Origin of the sequence: Streptomyces sp. NPDC017676, assembly GCF_044329325.1 — a bacterium.
GTDB lineage: Bacteria > Actinomycetota > Actinomycetes > Streptomycetales > Streptomycetaceae > Streptomyces.
On the sequence record NZ_JBIRJA010000014.1, the window covers coordinates 144,512 to 166,459 of the forward strand.

21 protein-coding genes are annotated in these 21,948 nt (G+C 72.9%); 7 read left to right on the forward strand and 14 right to left on the reverse strand.

What is annotated here, in order from left to right:
- Positions 1-52: 52 nt before the first annotated feature.
- The 4 genes from ACH4LD_RS28935 to ACH4LD_RS28950 form a co-directional block, all read right to left on the reverse strand.
- Positions 53-1,369, reverse strand: a complete 1,317-nt coding sequence (locus tag ACH4LD_RS28935) for a hypothetical protein (RefSeq protein WP_398057138.1) — start codon at positions 1,367-1,369, stop codon at positions 53-55.
- A complete protein-coding gene (locus ACH4LD_RS28940; RefSeq protein WP_132788814.1) occupies positions 1,351-2,091 on the reverse strand; it encodes an ATP-binding cassette domain-containing protein in 741 nt (246 codons plus the stop codon). The genes ACH4LD_RS28935 and ACH4LD_RS28940 overlap by 19 nt, the downstream gene beginning before the upstream one ends.
- 191 nt (positions 2,092-2,282) lie before the next feature.
- Complete coding sequence (locus tag ACH4LD_RS28945; protein WP_398057137.1) at positions 2,283-3,647, reverse strand: aspartate aminotransferase family protein; 1,365 nt, start codon at positions 3,645-3,647, stop codon at positions 2,283-2,285.
- Positions 3,648-3,666: 19 nt separating this feature from the next.
- Positions 3,667-4,188 carry an Lrp/AsnC family transcriptional regulator gene (locus ACH4LD_RS28950; RefSeq protein WP_041665515.1) on the reverse strand — a complete coding sequence of 174 codons (522 nt, stop codon included), beginning with the start codon at positions 4,186-4,188 and terminating at the stop codon, positions 3,667-3,669.
- Positions 4,189-4,358: 170 nt separating this feature from the next.
- Here ACH4LD_RS28950 and ACH4LD_RS28955 point away from each other — a divergent pair, with 170 nt between their 5' ends.
- Together ACH4LD_RS28955 and ACH4LD_RS28960 are read left to right on the forward strand one after the other, a co-directional pair.
- The gene (locus ACH4LD_RS28955; RefSeq protein WP_031097257.1) at positions 4,359-5,798 is read left to right on the forward strand and encodes a gamma-aminobutyraldehyde dehydrogenase; all 1,440 of its coding nucleotides are present in this window, start codon (positions 4,359-4,361) and stop codon (positions 5,796-5,798) included.
- Positions 5,799-5,965: 167 nt separating this feature from the next.
- Positions 5,966-7,159, forward strand: a complete 1,194-nt coding sequence (locus ACH4LD_RS28960) for an extracellular solute-binding protein (protein ID WP_398057136.1) — start codon at positions 5,966-5,968, stop codon at positions 7,157-7,159.
- A gap of 25 nt (positions 7,160-7,184) precedes the next feature.
- Here ACH4LD_RS28960 and ACH4LD_RS28965 read toward each other — a convergent pair whose 3' ends face one another.
- The 5 genes from ACH4LD_RS28965 to ACH4LD_RS28985 all read right to left on the reverse strand — a co-directional run bounded on the left by ACH4LD_RS28965 (position 7,185) and on the right by ACH4LD_RS28985 (position 12,659).
- Positions 7,185-8,054, reverse strand: a complete 870-nt coding sequence (locus ACH4LD_RS28965) for a carbohydrate ABC transporter permease (protein WP_398057135.1) — start codon at positions 8,052-8,054, stop codon at positions 7,185-7,187.
- 14 nt (positions 8,055-8,068) lie between these two features.
- Positions 8,069-9,028, reverse strand: coding sequence for a carbohydrate ABC transporter permease (locus ACH4LD_RS28970; protein ID WP_398057134.1), 960 nt, complete (start codon positions 9,026-9,028; stop codon positions 8,069-8,071).
- Positions 9,022-10,407, reverse strand: a complete 1,386-nt coding sequence (locus ACH4LD_RS28975) for an extracellular solute-binding protein (protein ID WP_398057133.1) — start codon at positions 10,405-10,407, stop codon at positions 9,022-9,024. Before ACH4LD_RS28975 ends, ACH4LD_RS28970 begins: the two co-directional genes overlap by 7 nt.
- Positions 10,404-11,384 carry a GNAT family N-acetyltransferase gene (locus tag ACH4LD_RS28980; RefSeq protein ID WP_398057132.1) on the reverse strand — a complete coding sequence of 327 codons (981 nt, stop codon included), beginning with the start codon at positions 11,382-11,384 and terminating at the stop codon, positions 10,404-10,406. Before ACH4LD_RS28980 ends, ACH4LD_RS28975 begins: the two co-directional genes overlap by 4 nt.
- A gap of 69 nt (positions 11,385-11,453) precedes the next feature.
- On the reverse strand, positions 11,454-12,659 hold the full coding sequence (locus ACH4LD_RS28985) for an exo-beta-N-acetylmuramidase NamZ domain-containing protein (RefSeq protein WP_398057131.1): 1,206 nt from the start codon (positions 12,657-12,659) through the stop codon (positions 11,454-11,456).
- 157 nt (positions 12,660-12,816) lie between these two features.
- On the opposite strand from ACH4LD_RS28985, the gene ACH4LD_RS28990 reads away from it, so the two are divergent.
- Positions 12,817-14,244, forward strand: coding sequence for a phytoene desaturase family protein (locus ACH4LD_RS28990; RefSeq protein WP_398057130.1), 1,428 nt, complete (start codon positions 12,817-12,819; stop codon positions 14,242-14,244).
- A 25-nt stretch (positions 14,245-14,269) separates the two neighbouring features.
- Here ACH4LD_RS28990 and ACH4LD_RS28995 read toward each other — a convergent pair whose 3' ends face one another.
- Positions 14,270-15,019: an IclR family transcriptional regulator gene (locus tag ACH4LD_RS28995; RefSeq protein ID WP_398057129.1), complete on the reverse strand. Its 750-nt coding sequence runs from the start codon at positions 15,017-15,019 to the stop codon at positions 14,270-14,272.
- Positions 15,020-15,117: 98 nt separating this feature from the next.
- On the opposite strand from ACH4LD_RS28995, the gene ACH4LD_RS29000 reads away from it, so the two are divergent.
- On the forward strand, positions 15,118-15,762 hold the full coding sequence (locus ACH4LD_RS29000; protein ID WP_398057128.1) for a nitroreductase family protein: 645 nt from the start codon (positions 15,118-15,120) through the stop codon (positions 15,760-15,762).
- 31 nt (positions 15,763-15,793) lie between these two features.
- A complete protein-coding gene (locus ACH4LD_RS29005; RefSeq protein ID WP_398057127.1) occupies positions 15,794-16,324 on the forward strand; it encodes a hypothetical protein in 531 nt (176 codons plus the stop codon).
- 31 nt (positions 16,325-16,355) lie between these two features.
- Here the strand turns inward: ACH4LD_RS29005 and ACH4LD_RS29010 are convergent, their stop codons facing one another.
- Entirely contained in the window at positions 16,356-17,516 is a 1,161-nt protein-coding gene (locus ACH4LD_RS29010; protein ID WP_398057126.1) for a serine hydrolase domain-containing protein, read from the reverse strand.
- Positions 17,517-17,654: 138 nt separating this feature from the next.
- Positions 17,655-18,047 (reverse strand): helix-turn-helix domain-containing protein, encoded by a 393-nt coding sequence (locus tag ACH4LD_RS29015; protein ID WP_132788803.1) that lies wholly within the window; start codon positions 18,045-18,047, stop codon positions 17,655-17,657.
- Between the two features lie 68 nt (positions 18,048-18,115).
- Here ACH4LD_RS29015 and ACH4LD_RS29020 point away from each other — a divergent pair, with 68 nt between their 5' ends.
- Positions 18,116-18,712 (forward strand): NADPH-dependent F420 reductase, encoded by a 597-nt coding sequence (locus ACH4LD_RS29020; RefSeq protein ID WP_398057125.1) that lies wholly within the window; start codon positions 18,116-18,118, stop codon positions 18,710-18,712.
- 46 nt (positions 18,713-18,758) lie between these two features.
- Here the strand turns inward: ACH4LD_RS29020 and ACH4LD_RS29025 are convergent, their stop codons facing one another.
- Both ACH4LD_RS29025 and ACH4LD_RS29030 read right to left on the reverse strand, forming a co-directional pair.
- Positions 18,759-19,445 carry a glycerophosphodiester phosphodiesterase gene (locus ACH4LD_RS29025; protein WP_398057124.1) on the reverse strand — a complete coding sequence of 229 codons (687 nt, stop codon included), beginning with the start codon at positions 19,443-19,445 and terminating at the stop codon, positions 18,759-18,761.
- A gap of 20 nt (positions 19,446-19,465) precedes the next feature.
- Positions 19,466-20,533, reverse strand: coding sequence for an adenosine deaminase (locus tag ACH4LD_RS29030; protein ID WP_398057123.1), 1,068 nt, complete (start codon positions 20,531-20,533; stop codon positions 19,466-19,468).
- 185 nt (positions 20,534-20,718) lie between these two features.
- Here ACH4LD_RS29030 and ACH4LD_RS29035 point away from each other — a divergent pair, with 185 nt between their 5' ends.
- The gene (locus ACH4LD_RS29035) at positions 20,719-21,774 is read left to right on the forward strand and encodes a DUF4190 domain-containing protein (RefSeq protein WP_398057122.1); all 1,056 of its coding nucleotides are present in this window, start codon (positions 20,719-20,721) and stop codon (positions 21,772-21,774) included.
- Positions 21,775-21,948 lie beyond the last annotated feature (174 nt).

The following is a 21,948-nucleotide window of genomic DNA, read 5'->3' on the forward strand; positions in this document are numbered from 1 at the left end:
GTGGGTAGACCGGCGGCCCGCGCCGGACTCATCGGCGACCGCCGAAGTTTTTTCAGGTCAGCGGCAGCGTCGACAGCGCGGCGATCCCGAGGGTGAGCGGGCCGAAGAGGACCAGCAGGGCGGCCGCGCGGAGGGCGGCGGCGCCGCGCAGCATCGCGGCGGGCGCGCCGAGGCGGAGCAGCGCGGCGATGGTGTCGGCGCGGCACTGGCGGGCCTCCACGGCCGCGGTGAGGAGGGTGGCGAGCGTGGAACCGGCGACGACGAGCGCGCCGAGGGCGGACAGCGGGCCGAAGGCGGGGGCCGGGCCGGCACCGTCGTACAGGGCGGTCATGGCGTAGCCGGCGGACGCCACCGCGCAGACCACGCCCAGCGGGCGGCCGATCCGGGCGGCCTCCGCCATCAGGACCCGGCCGGCGAGCAGCCTCAGCGCCCCCGGGCGGGTGCACTGCAGGAGCCGTCCGCACAGATGGGTCAGGCCGGGGGCGGCCAGGACGAGACCGGTGGCGGTGAGGAGCCAGCCGAGGAGCACGGCGAGGGAGGGGGCGGGGGTGGAGCGGCCGGCGTGGGCCTGTACGGCCAGTCCGGCGGTGACGAGGGCCACCCCCCAGGGCAGGCCGGCGGGGGGCTGGACCTCGGTGTCCGGTGCGGGGGTGGGTGCGGCGGGCTCGGGGTCGGGTCCCGTTCCCTGCGCTGCCTCGTCACCGCCCGCGGGACGCGGGTCCGTTGCCGCCTGTGCCCGCGGGGCCGCCGCCGCGCGTCCCCTGAAGCGTCCCGCCGCTCCGAACGTCTCCTGCTTCGGCGATCCCCCGTACGCCCCGAAGCGGCCGAAGCCCGGGCCGGTCCGGGGCGGGGGGACCGGGTCCCTCGGGCGCAGGGCCAGGGCCACCGCCGTCGTCGCCGTGGCCGGGAGCAGGGCGAGGAGGGTCAGGGTCGCCGGGAGAGGGAGGGAACGGTCCGCAGCCAGGACGTCCGCCGCCGCGCCGTCGAACGGCATGCCCGTCAGGTCGCCGCGCAGGTGGAGGAAGACCAGCAGGGCCAGCAGCGAGCCCAGGGTGCAGGACAGGGCCGTCGTCAGGGCGGAGAGGGCCATGAGACGGGCCGGGCCCAGGCCCACGGCGGACAGGCCGGGGCGCGGCCGGGTGCCGGGGTCGGTGCGGGCGACCGCGAGCGCCAGGTACACCGTGGCGGCGAGCGGCACCGCGCACCAGGCCAGGCGCAGCGCGGAGGCGTCCGCGGCCTCGGGGTGGTTCAGGGCGTGGCCGAGGCAGGACAGCAGCAGGAAACCGGTGCCCGCCGAGGCCGCGGCCACCAGCAGGCGGCGCAGTTGGACGGCGGGCCGGGCGGCACGGGTCAGACGGAGAGCGAGCACGCGGCCCGGCCTTCCGTGTCGGGGCTGTCCGGCAGGTGCACGGTGTGCACGCGCCGCCCGTCCAGCAGGGCCACCGTACGGTCGGCGAGGGCGGCGGTCTCGGCGTCGTGCGTGGCGAGGACGACCGTGATGCCGTGCGAGCGGGCCGCCGCGGTGAGGGTGCGCAGGACGTGGCCGCGGTCGGCGCGGTGCAGCGGGGCCGTGGGCTCGTCGGCGAAGAGGACCGTGGGGCCGGGGGCGAGTGCGCGGGCGATGGCGACGCGCTGGCGTTCGGCGTGCTGGAGGTCGCGCGGGCGGCTGCGGGCCTTCTCGCCGACGTCCAGCCGCTCCAGCCACTCCAGCGCGGCCACCTTGGCCCGGCGGCGCCCGGCGCCGCGCAGCATCAGCGGGAGCGCGGCGTTCTCCCAGACGTTCAGCTCGGGGACCAGGAACGGCTCCGGGTCGATCCAGCCGAAGCGGTCCCGGCGCAGCCGTTCGCGGGCCATCGGGCCGAGCGTGTGCACGGGGGAGCTGTTGAACCACACCTCGCCGCACCGCACCGGCTCCAGGCCGGACAGGCAGCGCAGCAGGGTCGTCTTGCCGCTGCCGCGCGGGCCGCTGACGGCGAGGATCTCGCCCTGCCGTACGCCGAGCGAGACCCCGGCGAGTCCGGGGGAGCCGTCGCGGTGGCTGAAGTGCAGGGAGCGTGCCCAGAGCACGTCGTTGTCCGGCGGAGCCTCCATGGGCGTACACCTCGGTTCAGATCCGTTTTCCCGTGCCTGTTCCTCCGTCCGGGGGAACGAGGGCTGGGCCGATCGGTCACTGGCACGCTAGGCAGGTCCCGGACGGGAGCCCGGACAGCACACGGCCCCGGGCCGCCGTTCTCACTCGAACGGAGGGCACCGGGGCCGGGGTCGGTCATCCCGTCGGATGATCAGAGCTTGGTCCACGCCTCCGTGAGGGTGGCCCGCAGGATCTGCTCGATCTCGTCGAAGGTCCCCTGGTCGGAGATCAGCGGCGGGGCGAGCTGGACGACCGGGTCGCCGCGGTCGTCGGCACGGCAGTACAGGCCGTTGTCGAACAGCGCCTTGGAGAGGAAGCCGTACAGGACGCGCTCGGTCTCCTCGTCGTTGAAGGACTCCTTGGTGTTCTTGTCCTTCACCAGCTCGATGCCGTAGAAGAAGCCGTTGCCGCGGACGTCGCCGACGATCGGCAGGTCGTGCAGCTTCTGCAGCGTCTGCAGGAAGGCGCCCTCGTTGTCCAGGACGTGCTGGGTGAGGTTCTCGCGCTCGAACAGGTCGAGGTTGGCGAGGCCCACCGCGGCCGACACGGGGTGGCCGCCGAAGGTGTAGCCGTGCAGGAAGGTGTTGTCGCCCTTGTAGAACGGCTCGGCGATCCGGTCGGAGACGATGCACGCGCCGATCGGGGAGTAGCCCGAGGTCATGCCCTTGGCGCAGGTGATCATGTCCGGGACGTAGCCGAACTTGTCGCAGGCGAACATCGTGCCGAGGCGGCCGAAGGCGCAGATGACCTCGTCCGACACGAGCAGCACGTCGTACTGGTCGCAGATCTCGCGCACGCGCTGGAAGTAGCCGGGGGGCGGCGGGAAGCAGCCGCCGGCGTTCTGCACCGGCTCCAGGAAGACCGCGGCGACGGTCTCCGGGCCCTCGAAGAGGATCTGCTGCTCGATCTGGTCGGCGGCCCAGCGGCCGAAGGCCTCCGGGTCGTCGCCGTGGATGGGCGCGCGGTAGATGTTGGTGTTCGGGACCTTGTGCGCACCAGGCACCAGCGGCTCGAAGGGGGCCTTCAGAGCCGGCAGGCCGGTGATCGACAGGGCGCCCTGCGGGGTGCCGTGGTAGGCGACCGCGCGGGAGATGACCTTGTACTTGGTCGGCTTGCCCTGGAGCTTGAAGTACTGCTTGGCGAGCTTCCAGGCGGTCTCGACGGCCTCGCCGCCGCCGGTGGTGAAGAAGACCTTGTTCAGGTCGCCCGGGGCGTAGTCGGCGAGGCGCTCGGCCAGCTCGACGGCCTTGGGGTGGGCGTAGGACCACACCGGGAAGAAGGCGAGCTCCTGGGCCTGCTTGAAGGCGGTCTCGGCGAGTTCCGTGCGGCCGTGCCCGGCCTGGACCACGAACAGACCCGCGAGACCGTCGAGGTAGCGCTTGCCCTTGTCGTCGTAGATGTAGGTGCCCTCACCCCGGACGATGGTCGGGACGGGGGAGTTCTCGTACGAGGACATGCGGGTGAAGTGCATCCACAGGTGGTCGTACGCGGTGCGGCTGAGGTCCTTGCTGCTCACGGTTATCGGGTCCTCACGGTTATCGGGTTCCCCACATGTAGGTCTGCTTCTTGAGCTTCAGGTAGACGAAGCTCTCGGTGGAGCGCACTCCGGGCAGGGACCGGATGCGTTTGTTGATGACGTCCAGCAGGTGGTCGTCGTCCTCGCAGACGATCTCGGCGAGGATGTCGAACGAGCCCGCGGTCATCACCACGTACTCGACTTCCGACATGTCAGTCAGCGCGTCCGCGATCTTCTCGACATCGCCCTCGGCGTTGATCCCGACCATCGCCTGCCGGCGGAAGCCCACGGTGAGCGGGTCCGTGACGGCGACGATCTGCATCACGCCCTGGTCCAGCAGCTTCTGCACGCGCTGCCGCACGGCCGCCTCGGACAGGCCGACGGCCTTGCCGATCGCGGCGTACGGCCGGCGGCCGTCCTCCTGGAGCTGCTGGATGATGGCGAGGGAGACGGCGTCCAGCTGGGGACTGCCGCCGTTCCTGGACTCGCGGGACGAGTCCCTCTGGTCTGCGCTTCGACTGGCCACGGCCTCACTGTGCACGACGTCTCGACAGTTTCGCAAGGCCCGATCGATGAAATTCGTTGTTTGCGAGACCTCACCTTGCGGATTTCGCAGAAGTGGTCGCGGTGGGGGTGTTGAAAACGTCGGTGCGCCGACTAGGGTGGGTGTCTCAGAGATCGGACAGCTTGAACCAGATCAGGAGGCCGGCAGTGAGCACCGAGCTGCGTCGTCTGCGCAACTACATCGACGGTGAGTTCCGGGACGCCGCCGACGGACGGACCACCGAGGTCGTCAACCCGGCGACGGGCGAGGCGTACGCCACCGCGCCGCTGTCCGGGCAGGCGGACGTGGACGCCGCCATGGAGGCCGCCGCCCGCGCCTTCCCGGGCTGGCGCGACACCACGCCGGCCGAGCGGCAGAAGGCCCTCCTGAAGATCGCCGACGCCTTCGAGGAGCGCGCCGAGGAGCTGATCGCGGCCGAGGTGGAGAACACCGGCAAGCCGGTCGGGCTCACCCGCTCCGAGGAGATCCCGCCGATGGTCGACCAGATCCGCTTCTTCGCGGGCGCGGCCCGGATGCTGGAGGGCCGCTCGGCCGGCGAGTACATGGACGGGATGACCTCGATCATCCGCCGTGAGCCGGTCGGCGTCTGCGCGCAGGTCGCGCCCTGGAACTACCCGATGATGATGGCCGTGTGGAAGTTCGCCCCGGCCATCGCCGCCGGCAACACGGTCGTCCTGAAGCCGTCGGACACCACCCCGGCCTCCACCGTCCTGATCGCCGACATCATCGGCTCGATCCTGCCCAAGGGCGTCTTCAACGTCATCTGCGGCGACCGCGACACCGGCCGCATGATGGTCGAGCACGACATCCCGGCCATGGCCTCCATCACCGGCTCCGTGCGCGCCGGCATGTCCGTCGCCGAGTCCGCCTCCAAGGACCTCAAGCGGGTCCACCTGGAGCTGGGCGGCAAGGCCCCGGTCGTCGTCTTCGAGGACACCGACATCGCCAAGGCCGTCGAGGACATCTCCGTGGCGGGCTTCTTCAACGCCGGCCAGGACTGTACGGCCGCCACCCGCGTCCTCGTGCAGGAGTCCATCCACGACGAGTTCGTGGCCGCGCTCGCCAAGGCCGCGTCCGAGACGAAGACCGGCCAGCCGGACGACGAGGACGTGCTGTTCGGCCCGCTGAACAACCCCAACCAGCTCAAGCAGGTCTCCGGCTTCATCGAGCGCCTCCCCGCCCACGCCAAGGTCGAGGCGGGCGGCCAGCAGGTCGGCGACAAGGGCTACTTCTACGCCCCGACCGTCGTCTCCGGCCTGAAGCAGGACGACGAGATCATCCAGAACGAGGTCTTCGGCCCGGTCATCACCGTGCAGTCCTTCACCGACGAGGACCAGGCCGTCGAGTGGGCCAACGGCGTCGAGTACGCGCTCGCGTCCTCGGTGTGGACCAAGGACCACGCCCGCGCGATGCGCATGTCCAAGAAGCTCGACTTCGGCTGCGTGTGGATCAACACCCACATCCCGCTGGTCGCCGAGATGCCGCACGGTGGCTTCAAGAAGTCCGGCTACGGCAAGGACCTGTCGGCGTACGGCTTCGAGGACTACACGCGGATCAAGCACGTGATGACGTCGCTGGACGGCTGACGTCCCCTGCCGGGTCCGGCCGTTGTCCGGCTGCCGGCGCGTGGGGGCTGTTCGCACAGTTCCCCGCGCCGCTTCGGTTGGCTGATCGACAACGTGCCGGATCGGCGACGGCCTGCTCGACGCAGCGTCGATTGTCTCCTCGCGCGGCGGGGCGGCATCCTGCGGAGGTGCTCCTGACTTCCTCCCGCAGGCCCCCGCTGTCCCGCCGTTCCCTCCTCGCCGCCCTCGGGGGCACCGCCGCGCTCGGTGCCCTGGGCGGCTGCGGGGTGCCCGCCGCCTATGTGGCGCCCGCCGACCGGACCGTGGCCGACGAGTCCGCGGGCGACAGAAGGCTGACCTGGGCGAACTGGCCGCTCTACATCGACACCGACGATGACGACCCGAACCTGCGGCCCACGCTGGAGGGGTTCGAGAAGCGCACCGGTATCTCCGTCGACTACGTCGAGGAGATCAACGACAACGACGAGTTCTTCGGCAAGATCAGCCCCGCCCTGATGAGCCACCGGTCCACCGGCCGGGATCTGATCGTCATCAGCGACTGGATGTGCGCCCGGTACGTCCGGCTCGGCTGGGTCCAGGAGATGGACCGCGCCCACCAGCCGAACGTGGCCGGGCATCTCGACCCGCTGCTCCGCTCGCCCGCCTTCGACAAGGGCCGCCGGTTCACCGTGCCCTGGCAGTCCGGCATCACCGGCATCGCCTACAACCGCCGCGCGCTCGGCCGCGACATACGCCGTGTCTCCGACCTGTGGGCCAAGGACCTCAAGGGCCGCGTGACCCTGCTCTCCGGCCTGGACGAGTCGTTCGCCCTGCTCATGCAGGGCAACGGCGTCGACATCACCCGGTGGACCGCCGACGACTTCCACCAGGTCTGCGACCAGGTGGAACGGCAGGTCCACCGCGGCCAGATACGCCGGTTCACCGGCAACGACTACACCAAGGACCTGGTCAGCGGGGACGTCCTCGCCTGCCAGGCGTACTCCGGCGACGTCATCCAGCTCCAGGCGGACGACCCCGACATCCGCTTCGTCGTCCCCGAGGAGGGCGCCGAGCTGTGGTCGGACTCCCTGATGATCCCCGACCGGGCCCGCCACAAGGCCAACGCCGAGCGCCTGATCGACTACTACTACGCCCCCGAGGTCGCCGCCCGGCTCGCCGCCTGGGTGAACTACGTCTGCCCGGTCCCGGCGGCCCGCGAGGTCCTGGCCGCCGCCAAGGACAAGGACACGGCCGCCCTCGCCGACAACCCCCTGATCTTCCCGGACTCCGGTATGCGCCGCCGCCTCGCCGTGGCCCGTGACATCACCTCCACGGAACGCCCGGAGTTCACCCGGCGGTGGAACGGGATCGTGGGGCTCTAGCGCACGGCGCCCGGCGGTGCCGGGCTCACTTCAGGCCGCTGAGCATGACGCCCCTGATGTAGTGCTTCTGGAGCAGCAGGAAGAGGAGCAGGACCGGGAGGATGCTCAGGACCAGGCCGGCCATGACGATGGGCATCGTGCGGGTCGGGTCGACGTGGTCCTGGAGCAGCTGGATGCCGACGGGCAGGGTCATCACGTCCGGGTTGGCGGTCGAGACGAGCAGCGCCCAGATGTACTCGTTCCAGGCGTCGACGAAGGTCAGCAGCCCGAGCGTGACCAGGACCGGCTTGGTCTGCGGTACGACGATCCGCCACCACACGGTGAACTCGCCGGCGCCGTCGATGCGTGCCGCCTCCAGGACCTCGTCCGGGATCGCGACCATGAACTGGCGGGTCAGGAAGATCCCGAAGCCGTTGACGAGGAAAGGCATGGCGAGCGCCGCGACGCTGACGGTCAGGCCGGCGCCACCGCGCCCGAACAGGTCGTTGCCGCCCGCCATCGGCCAGTGCACCAGGATCAGGAAGTGCGGGATGAAGAAGAGGAACGGCGGGAACATCATCGTGGACAGCACGAGGCGGAAGACGAAGTCCCGGCCCGGGAAGCGCAGTTTGGCGAGCGCGTACCCCGCGAGGGACGACGTGAGCAGCACCGATCCGGTGATCAGCGCGGTGGCGACCACGCTGTTGCGGAACAGCACCGGCAGGTCCAACTGGCCGATCGCCGCCCGGTAGTTGGAGAGGTCGAACGCCTGGGGCAGGAACCGGTACGGCAGCGTGCCGGACTCACCGCGGCCCTTGAAGGACGTCATCACCATGTCGAGGAACGGCACCACCGTGAGCACGGCGCCGGTCACGACCACGAGGTACGACAGCCACGGGAAACGGCGACCGCTCACGCGTCCTCCCTCGTTCACGCGTCCTCCCCTTTGCGCCGGAACCACCACAGCTGCGCCAGCGTGACCGCGAGGACCACCACGAACAGCACGAAGGCGGCGGCGCTCGCGGTGCCCCAGTCGCCGTAGCCGAAGGCCAGCCGGTACATCTCCAGCGCGGCCACGTCGGTCGCGTCACCCGGCCCGCCCTGGGTCATCACGATGATCAGTGCGAACGACTGCAGGCCGGTGAGGAACTGGGTGACGCACACGAACAGCAGGGACGGCCGCAGCAGCGGCAGGGTGATCCGCCAGAAGACGATGACGGGCCCTGCGCCGTCGAGCGCGGCGGCCTCGTAGTACGACTCCGGGACGGACTTCAGCCCGGCGGTCAGGACGAGGATCGCCGAGCCGAGCGAGGCCCAGGACTGGACGACCACGACCGAGGGCAGCGCGGTGTCCGGGTCCGCGAGGAACGCCACCGAGTCGAGTCCGACGGCGTTGAGGACGCCGTTGACCAGACCGCCCGGCTCGTACATGTACTTCCACACGTTGCCGACGGCGACGACGGTCGTGACGATCGGCAGGAAGTACAGGGTGCGCCACAACCCCTGGAACCGCAGCCTGTCGATGCAGGTCGCGACGAGCACCGAGCCCGTCAGGGCGAGGGCGACGGTGCCCAGGGCGAACAGCAGGGTGTTGGTGAGGATCGGCGTCAGGAACGTCGACCCGTCCGCGAACAGGCCGGTGAAGTTGTCCAGGCCGACCGGCTCGATGTCGCGGAGGGCGAACCCGGACCAGCGGGACGTCGACAGCAGCAGCGCGAAGCCGAGCGGCAGGACCAGGAAGACCGCGAAGAACAGCAGCACCGGCGCCAGGAAGAGGTAGGCGACGACGGTCTGGCGGCGCCGGTGGCGGACGCGGGCGTCGACGGCGGGTCCGAGGGCCCGCGCCCGGGGGGTCCGCTCGGCCGTCTCCGGGACCAGGGCGTTCACCATGAGCGCGCCACCTCCTGATCGACCTGGCGGCGGGTGACGCGCAGCGCCTCCTCGACCGACAGCCGGCCGGTCCACAGCGCTTCGATGTTCTTGCGCAGCAGCGACTTGGCCCGCTGCGCGCCCGGCCCGTTCGGCTCCGGCACCGCGTAGGCCAGCGCGTCCAGGAACGGCCGCAGGTTCGGATCGCCGGCCCCGCCCTTCCCGCCGCCCGCGCCCAGGAGCGTCCGCATGTCGTCGGCGCGGCCGGTCAGGGAGCCGACCGACACCTGGAGGGCGCTCATCCGGGTCGCCGCCGCACCCTTCCCGCCACCCGTCCTCTCGGCGTTGAGCCAGCGCAGGAACTCCCATGCCTCGCGCGGGTGCGCACTGGCCGTGTTGACCCCGAGCATGAAACCGGTGCAGAGCGTGGCGCGTTCGCCGCCCGCCTCCGGGAGGGGCACCGGCGCGACACCGACATCGCGGTAGTCCCCGCCCATCAGGGTCTTCAGGCTCCCGGTCCACCAGCCGGCGCTGATCACCATGGCCACCTGCCCGGACGGGAAGGCGCGGTAGACGTTGACGCCGGGCGAGCTCGCCCCCTCGGCGACGAGGCGGTGCTCCAGGTCGAACACGGCCCGGCCGGCCGGTGAGTCGATGGCCGTGCTCCTGCCGTCCGCCGAGACGAACGTTCCGCCGGCGGCGTCGAGCAACGCGAGCGTCTGGCCGACGGTGGTGGAGTCGTCGTAGGTCGACAGGCCGAAACCCTGGACGAGCGTGTTGCCGTACCGGTCCCGCCTGGTGGTGCGGTAGGCCGTCTCCTCCAGCTCCCGCCAGGTGCGCGGTGGCCCGTCGAGGCCCGCCGCGCGCAGCAGCCGCTTGTTGTAGTACAGGGCGTACGTCTGGACCTCGGTGGGGTAGCCGTACACCCTGCCGCCCACCGACGCGGCGCCGACCGCGGCGGCGCTGTAGCCGCGCCTGATCTCCTCGGCGTGCTCGGCCGGGGCGGGCCGCAGGACGCCGGCGCGGACGAGCTGGCCGTTCCACAGGCAGTACGGGTGGAGGATGTCGGCGCCCTGGCCGGCGGCCTGCCGGACCATGAAGGTGGTCAGCAGGTCCGTGAACTCGACTGCCTTCGTGCGCACCTTGACCCGGTCGTGCGTGGCGTTCCACTCGTCCACCGGGCCGCGCAGCGCCTCCTTGAGCTCCCCGCTCGCGTAGTGGGAGAGCAGGGTGAGGACGATCGGGTCCCCGGGCCGCCCGGTGCCCCGGTGCGGCGCCGCGCAGCCGGAGGCGAGCAGCGCCGAGGGGAGCGCGAGCGCGAAGTGACGACGGCTCAGGGCGCCCGCGCCATGCGGTGACTGACGGGCGGGCGGGCCGCCGGTGCGGCGGGACGGTGTCATCGGGCGGCCTCCCGGCGCAGCACACGGAACACCCGGGTCGTGGTGAAGCCCGCCGCGCGGTACAGCCGGCCCGCCGGGGACCGCTCGCCGGTCCACAGGAACCACGCGGAGTGCGCGCCGCCCGCCCGCATCCGCTCCAGGACCAGGTGGAGCAGGACCGTGCCGAGCCCGGTGCCGCGCATCTCCTCCAGCACGCCGAACGGGCCGAACCGCCCGTCCGCCGACGCGTACGCGCCGTGCATCGCCCAGCCGGCCAGGCGGCCCGACGGGTCCCGGGCGACGACGATCCGGTCGAGCGGCGTGCCGGCGGCCACGCACTCCCGGATCGTTCGCGCCCAGTCCGGGGTGAAATGTCTCCCGGCGAGCGCGAGCAGGTCCACGAGGTCGTCGTCGGACGGGGTGGTGAACCGGTGGCCGCGGGCCGTCAGTTCGTCCCGCCGGCGCGCGGCCACGTCGGGGAAGCGGTAGCCGACCAGGCCGCGGTCCATCGCCGCCGCCTCGTACAGGGTCCGGAAGCCGAGGGATTCGAGGAGCTTCGCCGCTTCCGGGTACGTCTCGGCGTCCAGCCCGGGGAGGACGTAGTTCGGGGTGTACGAGGAGAAGTCCACGCGGGTGCGGCCGTGGCCGTGCAGCCAGTCGAGGGCGTCGGTCAGCAGCCGGCGGCCGAGGCCGCGCCCACGGGCGGCCGGGTCGACGAAGAAGAACGGGATCCAGCCCTGCTCCGGCTCCAGGTCGGTGCCGCTCATCGGCGTCAGACGGCGCACCGCGTAGGCCGCGCCGAGAACCCGGTCGCCGTCGACGGCGACCCGGAGCCCCTCCGGGTCGAAGTTGGCGTCGAGCAGCACCAGGGAGCGGAAGCGGTCCGGGGTGATGGGGTCGGCCGGCGCGCTCCGCCGCCACGCCTCCACCAGCCGGGGTCCGTCACCCACGCGAAAGCCACGCGTCCCCGCCCGGGACGTGGTCGTGCGGTCGGTCATCGACGGAGTGTCCTTCCATCGGTCACGGCCTCGGTCCCGGAGCCGGGGCGTGCGACGGCGGCCGTGGGTTCAGGGGTAGAGCAGCACGTCGGCACCGGCCCAGTCGGCGGGTGGTGCCGGCGGGGCGCACAGCGACAGGGGGTCGTCGCCCGCGTCGACGGCGCGCCGCAACCGGTCGGAGCCCCACAGCAGGTCGATGAAGGGACGGCGGCCGGTCTCCCCGGCTGCCTCGGCGCCGCCGTCCTCGGTGTGCCAGGCGAAGTCGTCCGGGTACAGCCGCCGCAGCGTGGCGAGCATCGCGACGGCGGTGCGTACGGGAGCGAACGCCACGGGGTCGGTGAGGTGGAGCTGGACCCCGCGCAGCGGCCGTCCGGCGTGTTTGTGGAAGGTCGGTACGAAGCGCAGATCACGGAAGTGCACTCCCGGCAGGGCGAGTTCGGCGAGCGCGGGCGCGAACCGCGCGTCGATGTACGGCGCCCCGACGATCTCGAAGGGCTGCGTGGTGCCCCGGGCCTCGGAGAGATTCGTCCCCTCGAACAGGCAGGTGCCCGGGTAGACGGCGGCCGTGGCGGGCGTCGGGATGTTCGGCGAGGGCGCGATCCACGGCAGGCCGGTGGCCGCCGCGTCCATGGCGCGCTGCCAGCCGGCCACCTCGATCACCGTCAAGTCGGCAGTACTTCCCGCCACTTCGGGGACAGCGGAGGTGTTGAGATGCCGGGCGAGTTCGCCGCAGGTGAGGCCGTGCCGGACCGGTATCGGGGCGCGCCCGACGAAGCTGGCCCACGCCGGGTCGAGCAGCGGGCCCTCGCTGACGAGCCCCCCGAGCGGATTCGGCCGGTCGGCGACCACGAACCGTACGCCCGTACGGGCCGCCGAGACCATCAGGTCGAACATCGTCCACACGTAGGTGTAGAACCGGGCCCCGATGTCCTGGAGGTCGAACACCAGGGCGTCGACGCCGCTGTCGAGCAGCAGGGTGTCGAGGCGCTCGCCGTCGCACCGGTAGGTGTCGTGGACCGGCAGGCCGGTGGTGGGGTCCCGCCGGGCGGTCCCGCCCTGCCCGGCCTGGCCGGTTCCGTGCAGCCCGTGCTCGGGTCCGAACAGGGCGACCAGCGGCGCGCCGGCCGCGAGCAGCGCGGGTGCGGCGGGGCGCAGGTCGGGGAGGACGCCGGTGTGGTTGGTCACCAGCCCCAGCCGGCCGGGCCCGGCGAGTCGGGGCGACGCGTGCAGTCGTGCGATCCCGGTCGTCACCGCGACGCGGTCGTCCGTGCTCATCCGTTGCCCCGTCTGCCGGTGACGTCTCCAAAGGTGGGGCGCAATTTACTGGTATGTCCGGGAATTTTGCAATGATTCAGGGCGGTTGGCACCGGGATGGCGGTTCGTGCCGGAAGACGACGTTCGCGGTGGCGGGTGTCGTGGGAGACATCACCTCATGACCACCGCGATCGTCGTCGGCGGCGGGCCCAACGGACTCACCGCCGCCGCGCTCCTCGCCCGGGCCGGGCTGGACGTCACCCTCCTGGAGGCCGCCGACGAGGTCGGTGGCGGCACCCGCAGCGAGGAGGCGATCCTGCCCGGCCTGCTGCACGACCACTGCTCGGCCGTCCACTCCATGACCGTCGCCTCGCCCGCGCACAGGGCGCTGGACCTCGCACGCCACGGACTGCGCTGGCGGCTGCCGGACGTCGACTGCGTCCACCCCCTGGAGGACGGTACGGCGGGGGTGCTGCTGCGCTCGGTCAACGACACCGCCCGCATGCTCGGCCCCGACGGCCCCCGCTACCGGCGCCTGCTGGAGCCCTCGGCGCGTCACTGGGAAGCCCTGAGCCACGACGTGCTGGGCCCCCTCCTGCGCGTCCCCTCCCACCCCCTGCTCCTGGCCCGCTTCGGCCTGCCCACCCCACTGCCCGCCACCCTGCTCGCCCGCCTCTTCTCCACCACCCGGGCCCGGGCCCTGTGGGGCGGGGTCGCGGCGCACTCCTTCCGCCCGCTGTCCGAGCCGTTCGGCTCGGCCATCGGGCTCGGCGTCCTCGCCGCCGGTCACGCCACCGGATGGGCCGTCGCGGAAGGCGGCTCCCAGGCCATCGCCCGCAGCCTGGAACGGGCGCTCCGCGCGCACGGAGGCCGCGTCCGGACCGGCGTCCGCATCACCCACCACGCCCAGATCCCGCCCGCCGACGTCACCCTCCTCGACCTCGACCCCGGGCAGATCGCCCGTGTCTACGGCGACCGGCTGCCCACCCGCGTACGCCGCGCCTACCAGCGCTTCCGGCGCGGCCCCGCCGCGTTCAAGGTGGACCTGGCCGTGGAACAGGGCGTGCCGTGGACGAACGGACACGCCCGGCGGTCCGGTTTCGTGCACCTCGGCGGCACGTTCGCCGAGATCGCACGGGCGGCGAGGGACGTGCACGAGGGCCGAATGCCCGAGCGCCCCTTCGTCCTGGTCGCCCAGCAGTACCTGGCCGACCCCGGCCGGTCCGTCGGCGACGTTCACCCCGTCTGGGCCTACGCCCACGTTCCCCACGGGTACGACGGCGACGCCACGGAAGCCGTCCTCGGCCGGCTCGAACGCTTCGCCCCCGGCACCCGGGACCGCGTCGTCGGCCTGCGCACCACCTCACCGGCCGGGTTCGCGGCAGCCAACCCCAACTTCGCCGGCGGCGACATCCTCACCGGCGCCAGGACCGTCCCCCAGCTCCTGTTCGGCCCGCGCCCCGCGCTCGACCCCTACTCCACCACCCTGCCCGGCGTCTTCTGCTGCTCCGCCGCCACCCCGCCGGGCCCCGGCGCCCACGGCATGTGCGGCGCCGGGGCGGCGGCCTCGGCCCTGCGCCACCTCGGTGCGACGCCGGACTGGTGACGTGGACGGGCGCGTCGCGGGCACGTCAGTCGCCCAGCGCCCGGCTCACCGTCGCCGCCGCCTGCCGTACGGCGGGGGCCAGCCGGTCGGGGCGGGCGGTCGTCGGGGCCGTCACGGACACGGCCGCCACCGCGCTGCTGTTCCGGAACACCGGGGCGGCGAGGGAGAGTTCACCCAGGCGGTACTCCTGGTGCGCCTGCGCCAGCCCGGTCGCGCGCACCCGGGCCAGCTGGGCACCGAGCGCGCCGGGGGCGGTGACGGTGTACGGGGTGTGGCGGACGGCGCCCGGGGGAGGGCCGGTCGCGGTACGGGTGCCGTGGGCGGCGACCCGGCCGGACGCGCCGCCGTTCTCGTGCCCGCCGCCGAACCCGGACCCGACGCCGTAGGCCAGCAGCACCTTGCCCGCCGCCGTGGCGTGCAGCGGCAGCCGTTCGCCGGTGACCAGGCAGAGGGCCGCGCCGTCGGCCGGGATCGTCACGTCGGCATGGCCGCCGGTGCGGGTGGACAGGGTGCGCAGGGCCGGCAGGGCCGTGGCCAGGAGTCCGCGGGGGCAGGGGGCGGCGGCGCCGAGGGTGCGGATACGGGTGCCGAGGCGGTAGGAGCCGTCGGCCGCCCGCTCCAGCCCGCCCCAGGCCACCAGTTCGCGCACCATGCGCAGCGCGGTCGGCACAGGCAGCCCCGTGCGGCGGGCGATGTCCGTCAGGCGCAGGGTGTCCGGCGCGTCCCCGAACGCGTCCAGCACGGAGAGGACCCGCCCGGCCACGCTCTCGGCCATACCGTTCCTCCGCGTCCGCAGCCCGTGTTCTCAATGGGTTTTCGCTCAGTGAAACCCGGGCGTTGGCGCCGTACGCCCCAGCCCGTCAGGGTCAACGCATGACTCTCGGCCTCTCTTCCGACCAGCTCCTGTCCACCACACGCGCCGTCCGCCACCGTCTCGACCTCAGCCGGCCGGTGCCGCGCCGGCTGCTGGAGGAATGCGTCGACCTGGCGGTCCAGGCGCCGACCGGACGCAACCGGCAGCGCTGGCACTTCGTCATCGTCACCGACCCGGCCCGGCGCGCCGCCCTGGCGGACGTGTGGCGGGCCGGTGTGAGCACGCCGGGCGCCAGTGAACCGCTGCCGGAACGGGATGTGCGGCGCGCGAGCGTGGCCCGGATGGACCGGGTCTACTCCGGCACCGCGCACCTCTACGAGCACCTCCACGAGGTCCCGGCGCTCGTCGTCCCGTGCGTGGAGGGCCGTACCGACGACGCACCCGTGCTGCGCCAGGCCGGCACCTGGGGGTCCATCCTGCCGGCCGTGTGGAGCTTCATGCTCGCCGCCCGCGCCCGGGGCCTGGGCACCTGCTGGACCACCGGGAACCTCGTGCACGAGCGGGAGTCGGCCCGGGTGCTGGGCATCCCGTACGAGGACGTCATGCAGGCCGCGCTCATCCCCGTCGCGTACACCCTCGGCACCGACTTCCGCCCGGCCAACCGCATTTCACGGGAGCGGGTGCTCCACTGGGAAGAGTTTTGAACATGTTCAATTCCAGGCGTACGCTGCCGTCATGAGCGACAGAGCCGCCCTGCTCAAGGGCATCCGCGTCTGGCTGGCCCTCTTCGTCGTGTGTCTCGTGCTCAGCGGGGCCACCGCCTTCCCGTTGGTGCACGAACTGCGCTGGACCGAGGGCGCGTTGCGCGCGCTGTCCGTGCCGGAGCACCTGCCGGGGCTGATGGCGTGGATCTCCCGGGTGCGGGAGGGACTGGACACCGTCGACGCCGACCAGCCCTTCGTCCTGTACGGCACCGACTGGCTCGCCTTCGCGCACCTCGTCATCGCGGTCGCGTTCTACGGCCCGTACCGCGACCCCGTCCGCAACATCTGGGTGGTCGAGTTCGGGATGATCGCCTGTGCCGGGATCATCCCGCTCGCCCTCGTCTGCGGACCGGTCCGCGGGATCCCCTTCTGGTGGAGCGTCATCGACATGTCGTTCGGGGTCTTCGGGGTGGTCCCGCTGTACGTCGTACGGAAGAGGATCAAGCGGCTGGAGGCGCTCGGCGCGGCGCCCGCGCTCCCGGCCGCCACCGCCGCGGGCTGAATCCGGTGTACGGCGAACGGCCCCGCTCCGGTCAGCGGTTGAACGCCGGGAACGCGAAGCGCTGGGCGACGGCCAGGCCGTCGCCCTTCGCGTCCGTGGAGTTGACCGAGTAGACCAGGGTGCGGGACAGGTCCGGGGTCGCGGCGATCACCGTCGCGTACCCGGGGCGCGAACCGGTCTTGCCCCAGATCACCTTGCCGTTCACCTCGAACCGCTCCAGCCCCGCGCCGTACCGCGCCCCGGGCACGTCCGGCAGCGTGAACATCTCCTTCAGCTCCGGCCGCGGCACCACCCGGCCGCGGAACACCCCGACCAACAGCCGCTCCAGATCGGCGGTCGTGGAGATCATGTCGCCGGCCGCGAACCGGTCGGACATGTTCCAGTCGGTCACGTCGACCAGCTTGCCGTCGATCCAGTCGTAACCCCGGTTGTGCGGGCCGTGGATCCGGGGGTCCGCGCCGACCGGGAAGGAGCTGTGCCGCATGCCGAGCGGCCGGAAGACCCGCACCTCGGCCTGGTGCGCGTACGAGTCGCCGGTCACCTTCTCGATGAGCATGCCGAGCACGGTGTAGTGGATGTTGCCGTAGGTCTGCCGAGTGCCCGGCGCGTACGCCGGACCCCCCGCCACGGCGTCCGCCACGACCTGCCGGGGCGTCAGCGTCTCGAAGCGGTGCGGGTACCCCTCTTCCACCGTGTCGCCGAGGGACGAACCCGGGCGCAGACCGCTGGTGTAGTTCAGCAACTGCCGCACGGTGACCGGCGCGAAGTCCTCGGTGAGCAGGCCCGGCAGATACCGCTGTACGGTCCCGTCAAGATCGATCCGGCCCTCCGCGGCCAGTTGCAGCACGATCGACGCGGTCACCACCTTCGTCACCGAACCGGCCCGGAAGCGCGCGTTCTCCAGGGCCGGCGCCCCGGTACGCACGTCCCGCACCCCGGCCGTCCCGCGCCAGGTCCCGTCGCCACCGACACGGAGCAGCGCGGCGGTGGCGTCGTGGTCGGGCAGCCCGGCGACGGCGGCGGCGAGGGCCTCGGTGTCGGGGCCGGTCGTGCCGGATGCCGGTGCGGCGGACGTCGAGGACGCGGATGCCAAGGGCGCGGTCGCGGCGAAGGCGGGGGCGGCCAGCGGGCCGGCGGCCACCGCGGTGACGAGGGCGGCGGCCAGGAGGACGGAACGGCTGGTGCGGGGCATGCGGGACTCCTTGAGGGGGCCGGACGTCGGACACCGGAAGACGGTGCGTGATCATCCTCCGGTGCCGGACCGGGGCCGCGGATCCTCACCGAGGAGGGCGTACGACCCTTGCTCGCCCCCGATCAACCAGCCGTCGTACTAGGGGAGTTGCCCGGGATCACCCCTACGGTCCGCCCCCGCGCGGGTGTAGTGCTCCTGCGCGGCCATCACCTCGTCGCCGTGCTCGAACGCCCAGGCGCCGAAGGCGTCGATCGGTGCGAGCAACGTGCGCCCCAGCGTGGTGAGTCCGTACTCCACGCGGGGTGGCGAGCCGCCGTAGGCCCGTCGTTCCACCAGGCCGTTGAACTCCAGCCGCCGCAGGGTCTCGGTCAGTACCTTCTGGCTGATCCCGCCGATGTGCTCGCGCAGGGCGACCGGCCGCCGCGGTCCGTCCCTGAGGGCCCACACCACCACCGAGTTCCAGGTGTTGGCGAGCAGGTCGAAGGCGAGCCGGGCCCGGCAGTCGGCGAGGAAGGCGTGGTCGTCGGTCACGTACCGAATGGTGCCCGAGCGGCTTCCTACTGTCCTGTCCGTAACCGACACACGCTGGGGAGGACGTTGTGCGCATAGGGATTCTCGGTACGGGCTCGATGGCCCGGGCGCTGGGCGGACAGTGGGAGCGGGCCGGGCACGAGGTGGTCGCGGCCGGCCGGTCGCGCGGCGACCTGCGGGCGGCGGCGGAGCACGGCACCGACGCGGTGCTGCTGGCCGTGCCGCACGCGGCGGCCGTGGACGTCGTCACAGGGCTCGAAGAGGCCCTGCGCGGACGGGTGCTGATCGACTGCACCAACCCCGTGGGCCCCGGCTTCGCCCTGCTCACGGCCGGCGGCCCGGCGGCGGCCGAGCGCATCGCCGCCGCCGCGCCCACCGCCCGCGTGGTCAAGGCGTTCAACATCTGCCACGAGAGCGTCTGGCGGCTGACCCCGCCCGTCTTCGCAGGCCGCCCGCTGGCGGTCCCGCTGTGCGGGGACGACGAGGCCGCGCTCACGGTCGTACGACGGCTCGTGCGTGACCTGGGCTGTGTGCCGCTGCTCGCCGGCGGACTGGACCGGTCCGGGCTGCTGGAGGCGACGGCCGCACTGCTGATCCGGCTGTGGGTGGCGGAGGGCGCCGACGCCCAGGCGATCGTGCCCCCGCTGGAGTTCTCCGGGGCCTAGGCATGTCACCGGCGTCACGGGACAGCACACCTGGCCCGCGGTACACCTAGCCCGTGGCGCGCAGGGCGTGCAGGACGTCGATCCGGTTCGTCGTGACCGAGTCGACGCCCAGGTCGAGCAGGCGGCTCATGGAGCGGCGGGTGTCCGGGGTCCAGACGGACAGCAGGAGACCGTCGTGGTGGACGCGGGCCGCCAGCTCCCGGCTCACCAGGGAGAAGCGGTAGTTGAGCCAGCGCGGGCGGATCTCGGCGAGCAGCGCGGGCCGGGGCGGCGCCAGGGTCGTCCAGGTCAGGGCGATCTCGGCGGCCGGGTCGGCGGCGCGGACGGCGAGCATCGCCTCGGCGTGCGCGCTGTAGTAGACCCGCTCCCCGGCCCCGCACTGCCGCACCACGTCCAGGGTCCGCGCGACCGTGCGGCGGCCGACCGGTCCGCACAGGTCCACCATCACCCTGCTGTCCCCGGTCACGGCCAGCGCCTGTGCCAGTGTCGGCACACCGCCCGCCGTGAGCCCGTCCAGCTCGTCGGCGGACAGCGCGGCGAGCGGCCGGTCGACCTCCCACAGCCGCCGCAGCGTGTCGTCGTGCAGCAGCACGGGGACGCCGTCCCGGGTGAGCCGTACGTCGACCTCGACGGCGTCCGCGCCCCGGTCGAGCGCGGACCGCAGTGAGTCGAGGGTGTTCTCGCGGAAACGGTAGGGGTCGCCGCGGTGGGCCACGGCGGTCAGCGTCTGCATGGCCCCCATTGTGGCCGGTGTCAGGAGGCCGGCCAGGCGGCGGTGTACGTGTCGATCTCGGCCGTGATCCGCGCCTTGCCCGCCGCGTCCAGGAAGGAGGCCTCCACGGCGTTCTTCGCCAGGTCGGCCAGGCCCCGCTCGTCCAGGTCCAGGAGCCGGGCGGCCACCGCGTACTCGTTGTTCAGGTCCGTACCGAACATCGGCGGGTCGTCGGAGTTGATCGTGACCAGCACCCCGGCCCGCGCGAACTCCTTGAGCGGGTGCTCCTCCAGCGTGCGGACCGCGCGGGTGGCGATGTTGGAGGTCGGGCACACCTCCAGCGGTACGCGGTGCTCGGCGAGGTGGGCGAGCAGCTTCGGGTCCCGCGCCGAGCTGGTGCCGTGCCCGATCCGCTCGGCGCGCAGCTCCGTCAGCGCGTCCCACACGGTCTCCGGGCCGGTCGTCTCCCCGGCGTGCGGGACGGAGCGCAGACCGGCCGCGATGGCCCGGTCGAAGTACGGCTTGAACTGCGGCCGGGGCACGCCGATCTCCGGCCCGCCGAGCCCGAACGACACCAGGCCCTCCGGGCGGAACCGGTCGTCGGTGGCCAGCCGCACCGTCTCCTCGGCCGACTCCAGACCGGCCTCACCGGGGATGTCGAAGCACCAGCGCAGTACGGTCCCGAACTCGGCCTCGGCGGCCTTCCGGGCGTCCTCGATCGCGTCCATGAACGCCCGCGCGTCGATGCCGCGCCGGGTGGAGGAGAACGGGGTGATGGTCAGCTCGGCGTACCGCACCTGCTGCCGGGCCATGTCACGGGCCACCTCGTAGGTGAGCAGCCGGACGTCCTCCGGGGTGCGGATGAGGTCCACGACCGACAGGTACACCTCGATGAAGTGCGCGAAGTCGGTGAAGGTGAAGTAGTCGGCCAGGGCCTCGGGGTCGCTGGGGACCTTGGAGTCGGGGTGGCGGGCGGCCAGTTCGGAGACGATGCGGGGGGAGGCGGAGCCGACGTGATGGACGTGCAGTTCCGCCTTGGGCAGTCCGGCGATGAAGGCGCGCAGATCGCGGTCGGCGGTGCCGGTGGCGGGTACGGAGCTGTCGGTCAAGGGGTCCTCCCCGGGACGGGCGCCCGCGGCACGTGGTCCAGGGCACGTCGTGCGGCGGACGTGGTCCGTGGTGCGGGCGCGATGATCGGCTGATCGGGTTGCGGCGCATCATCGTAGGCCCCGGGCCGCGGTGGCCGACGCTGCCCGTAGCATGACGGGACGTCCAGCTGAGGGGTGTGCCGACCATGTCCGACGAGGTGCCGCAGTCCACGCCGGCGGAGCAGAGCGCCGGGCACCACTCCGCGATACCCCGGGTCTCCTTCGACAAGGAACCGGAGCGCACGGCACCGGCGGCCCGGGGAGCGGATGAGGAAGGGGTCCAGGACGCCGTTCCCGCCCCAGGCTCCGTCCACGACCAGCGGACGGTGACATCACTGCCGGCGTTCCCGCAGCCGGCCGCACCCGTCGACGCCGCACCCGCGCCCTGGGCCGGCCCAGCCGGGGACTCCGCCTCCACAGCCCCGGCGCCCCGGCCGAACCCCTTCGCCCCACCGTCCGCGACGCCCCAGCCCGACCCGTTCGCGCCGTCGTCTCCGGCACCCCAGCCCGACCCGTTCGCGCCGCCGTCCGCTGCCTCGCAGCCGAACGGGTTCGCATCTCCGGCTGTCGGCGCGCAGTCGACCCCGTTCGCGCCTCCGGCTGCCGGCGTGGAGTCGAACCCCTTCGCGCCCCCGGCTGCCGCCTCGGAGTCGAACCCCTTCGCGCCTCCGGCCCCCGCGCCGCGGCCGAACCCCTACACGCCCCCGGCGAACCCCTTCGCCCCGCCGGCGTCCTCCGCCGGCCCGCACGGGGGAGCGGAGCCGGTGCCGCCGCCTCCCATCGCCCCTGACGGCCCCGGCCAGGTGCCGTACGGCTATCCGGGCGCGGCGCCGGCGTACGGCTACCCCGGCACCGCACCCGCGTACGGCTACCCGGGCCCGCAGCAGGCCCCGTACGGCGGTGTCGCCCCCTACCCCGCCGCCCAGGGCTACGCCTGGCCCGGGATGCAGCCGCCCCCGAGCAACGGCATGGGTACGGCCTCGCTGGTGCTGGGGATCATCTCCGCGGTCGGTTTCATCCTGTGGCCGATCGCCCTGGTGCTGGGCATCCTGGCCCTGATCTTCGGCGCGCTGGGCCGGGGCAAGGCCAACCAGGGAGAGGCGACGAACCCGGGCGTGGCTCTGGCCGGCATCATCTGCGGCGCCGCCGGGATCGTCCTGGTGCTGGGCCTGTTCGCCCTGCTCATCGCGACGAACACCTGACAGGCCGGCCGGCCTGTTCTGGTCCGCGTGCCCGATCCCGATCCGGCCGGCCCGCCTGATAGCCGACCTACCGAAACCAGCCCGGAACCCCCGACCCACAGAAACCGGCCCGGCGCCCCCAACCCACCGAAACCAGCCACCCCGCCACCGCCAGCGGACCGCCAACCGCCGAAA

What these genes read in the sequence shown, in the direction of transcription:
- ACH4LD_RS28940 (WP_132788814.1), bottom strand. Translation starts at nt 2,091, where the DNA reads ATGGAGGCTCCGCCGGACAACGACGTGCTCTGGGCACGCTCCCTGCAC.
- ACH4LD_RS28970 (WP_398057134.1), bottom strand. Translation starts at nt 9,028, where the DNA reads ATGGTGAACGCCCTGGTCCCGGAGACGGCCGAGCGGACCCCCCGGGCG.
- ACH4LD_RS28975 (WP_398057133.1), bottom strand. Translation starts at nt 10,407, where the DNA reads ATGACACCGTCCCGCCGCACCGGCGGCCCGCCCGCCCGTCAGTCACCG.
- ACH4LD_RS28980 (WP_398057132.1), bottom strand. Translation starts at nt 11,384, where the DNA reads ATGACCGACCGCACGACCACGTCCCGGGCGGGGACGCGTGGCTTTCGC.
- ACH4LD_RS28985 (WP_398057131.1), bottom strand. Translation starts at nt 12,659, where the DNA reads ATGAGCACGGACGACCGCGTCGCGGTGACGACCGGGATCGCACGACTG.
- ACH4LD_RS28990 (WP_398057130.1), top strand. Translation starts at nt 12,817, where the DNA reads ATGACCACCGCGATCGTCGTCGGCGGCGGGCCCAACGGACTCACCGCC.
- ACH4LD_RS28995 (WP_398057129.1), bottom strand. Translation starts at nt 15,019, where the DNA reads ATGGCCGAGAGCGTGGCCGGGCGGGTCCTCTCCGTGCTGGACGCGTTC.
- ACH4LD_RS29000 (WP_398057128.1), top strand. Translation starts at nt 15,118, where the DNA reads ATGACTCTCGGCCTCTCTTCCGACCAGCTCCTGTCCACCACACGCGCC.
- ACH4LD_RS29005 (WP_398057127.1), top strand. Translation starts at nt 15,794, where the DNA reads ATGAGCGACAGAGCCGCCCTGCTCAAGGGCATCCGCGTCTGGCTGGCC.
- ACH4LD_RS29010 (WP_398057126.1), bottom strand. Translation starts at nt 17,516, where the DNA reads ATGCCCCGCACCAGCCGTTCCGTCCTCCTGGCCGCCGCCCTCGTCACC.
- ACH4LD_RS29025 (WP_398057124.1), bottom strand. Translation starts at nt 19,445, where the DNA reads ATGCAGACGCTGACCGCCGTGGCCCACCGCGGCGACCCCTACCGTTTC.
- ACH4LD_RS29035 (WP_398057122.1), top strand. Translation starts at nt 20,719, where the DNA reads ATGTCCGACGAGGTGCCGCAGTCCACGCCGGCGGAGCAGAGCGCCGGG.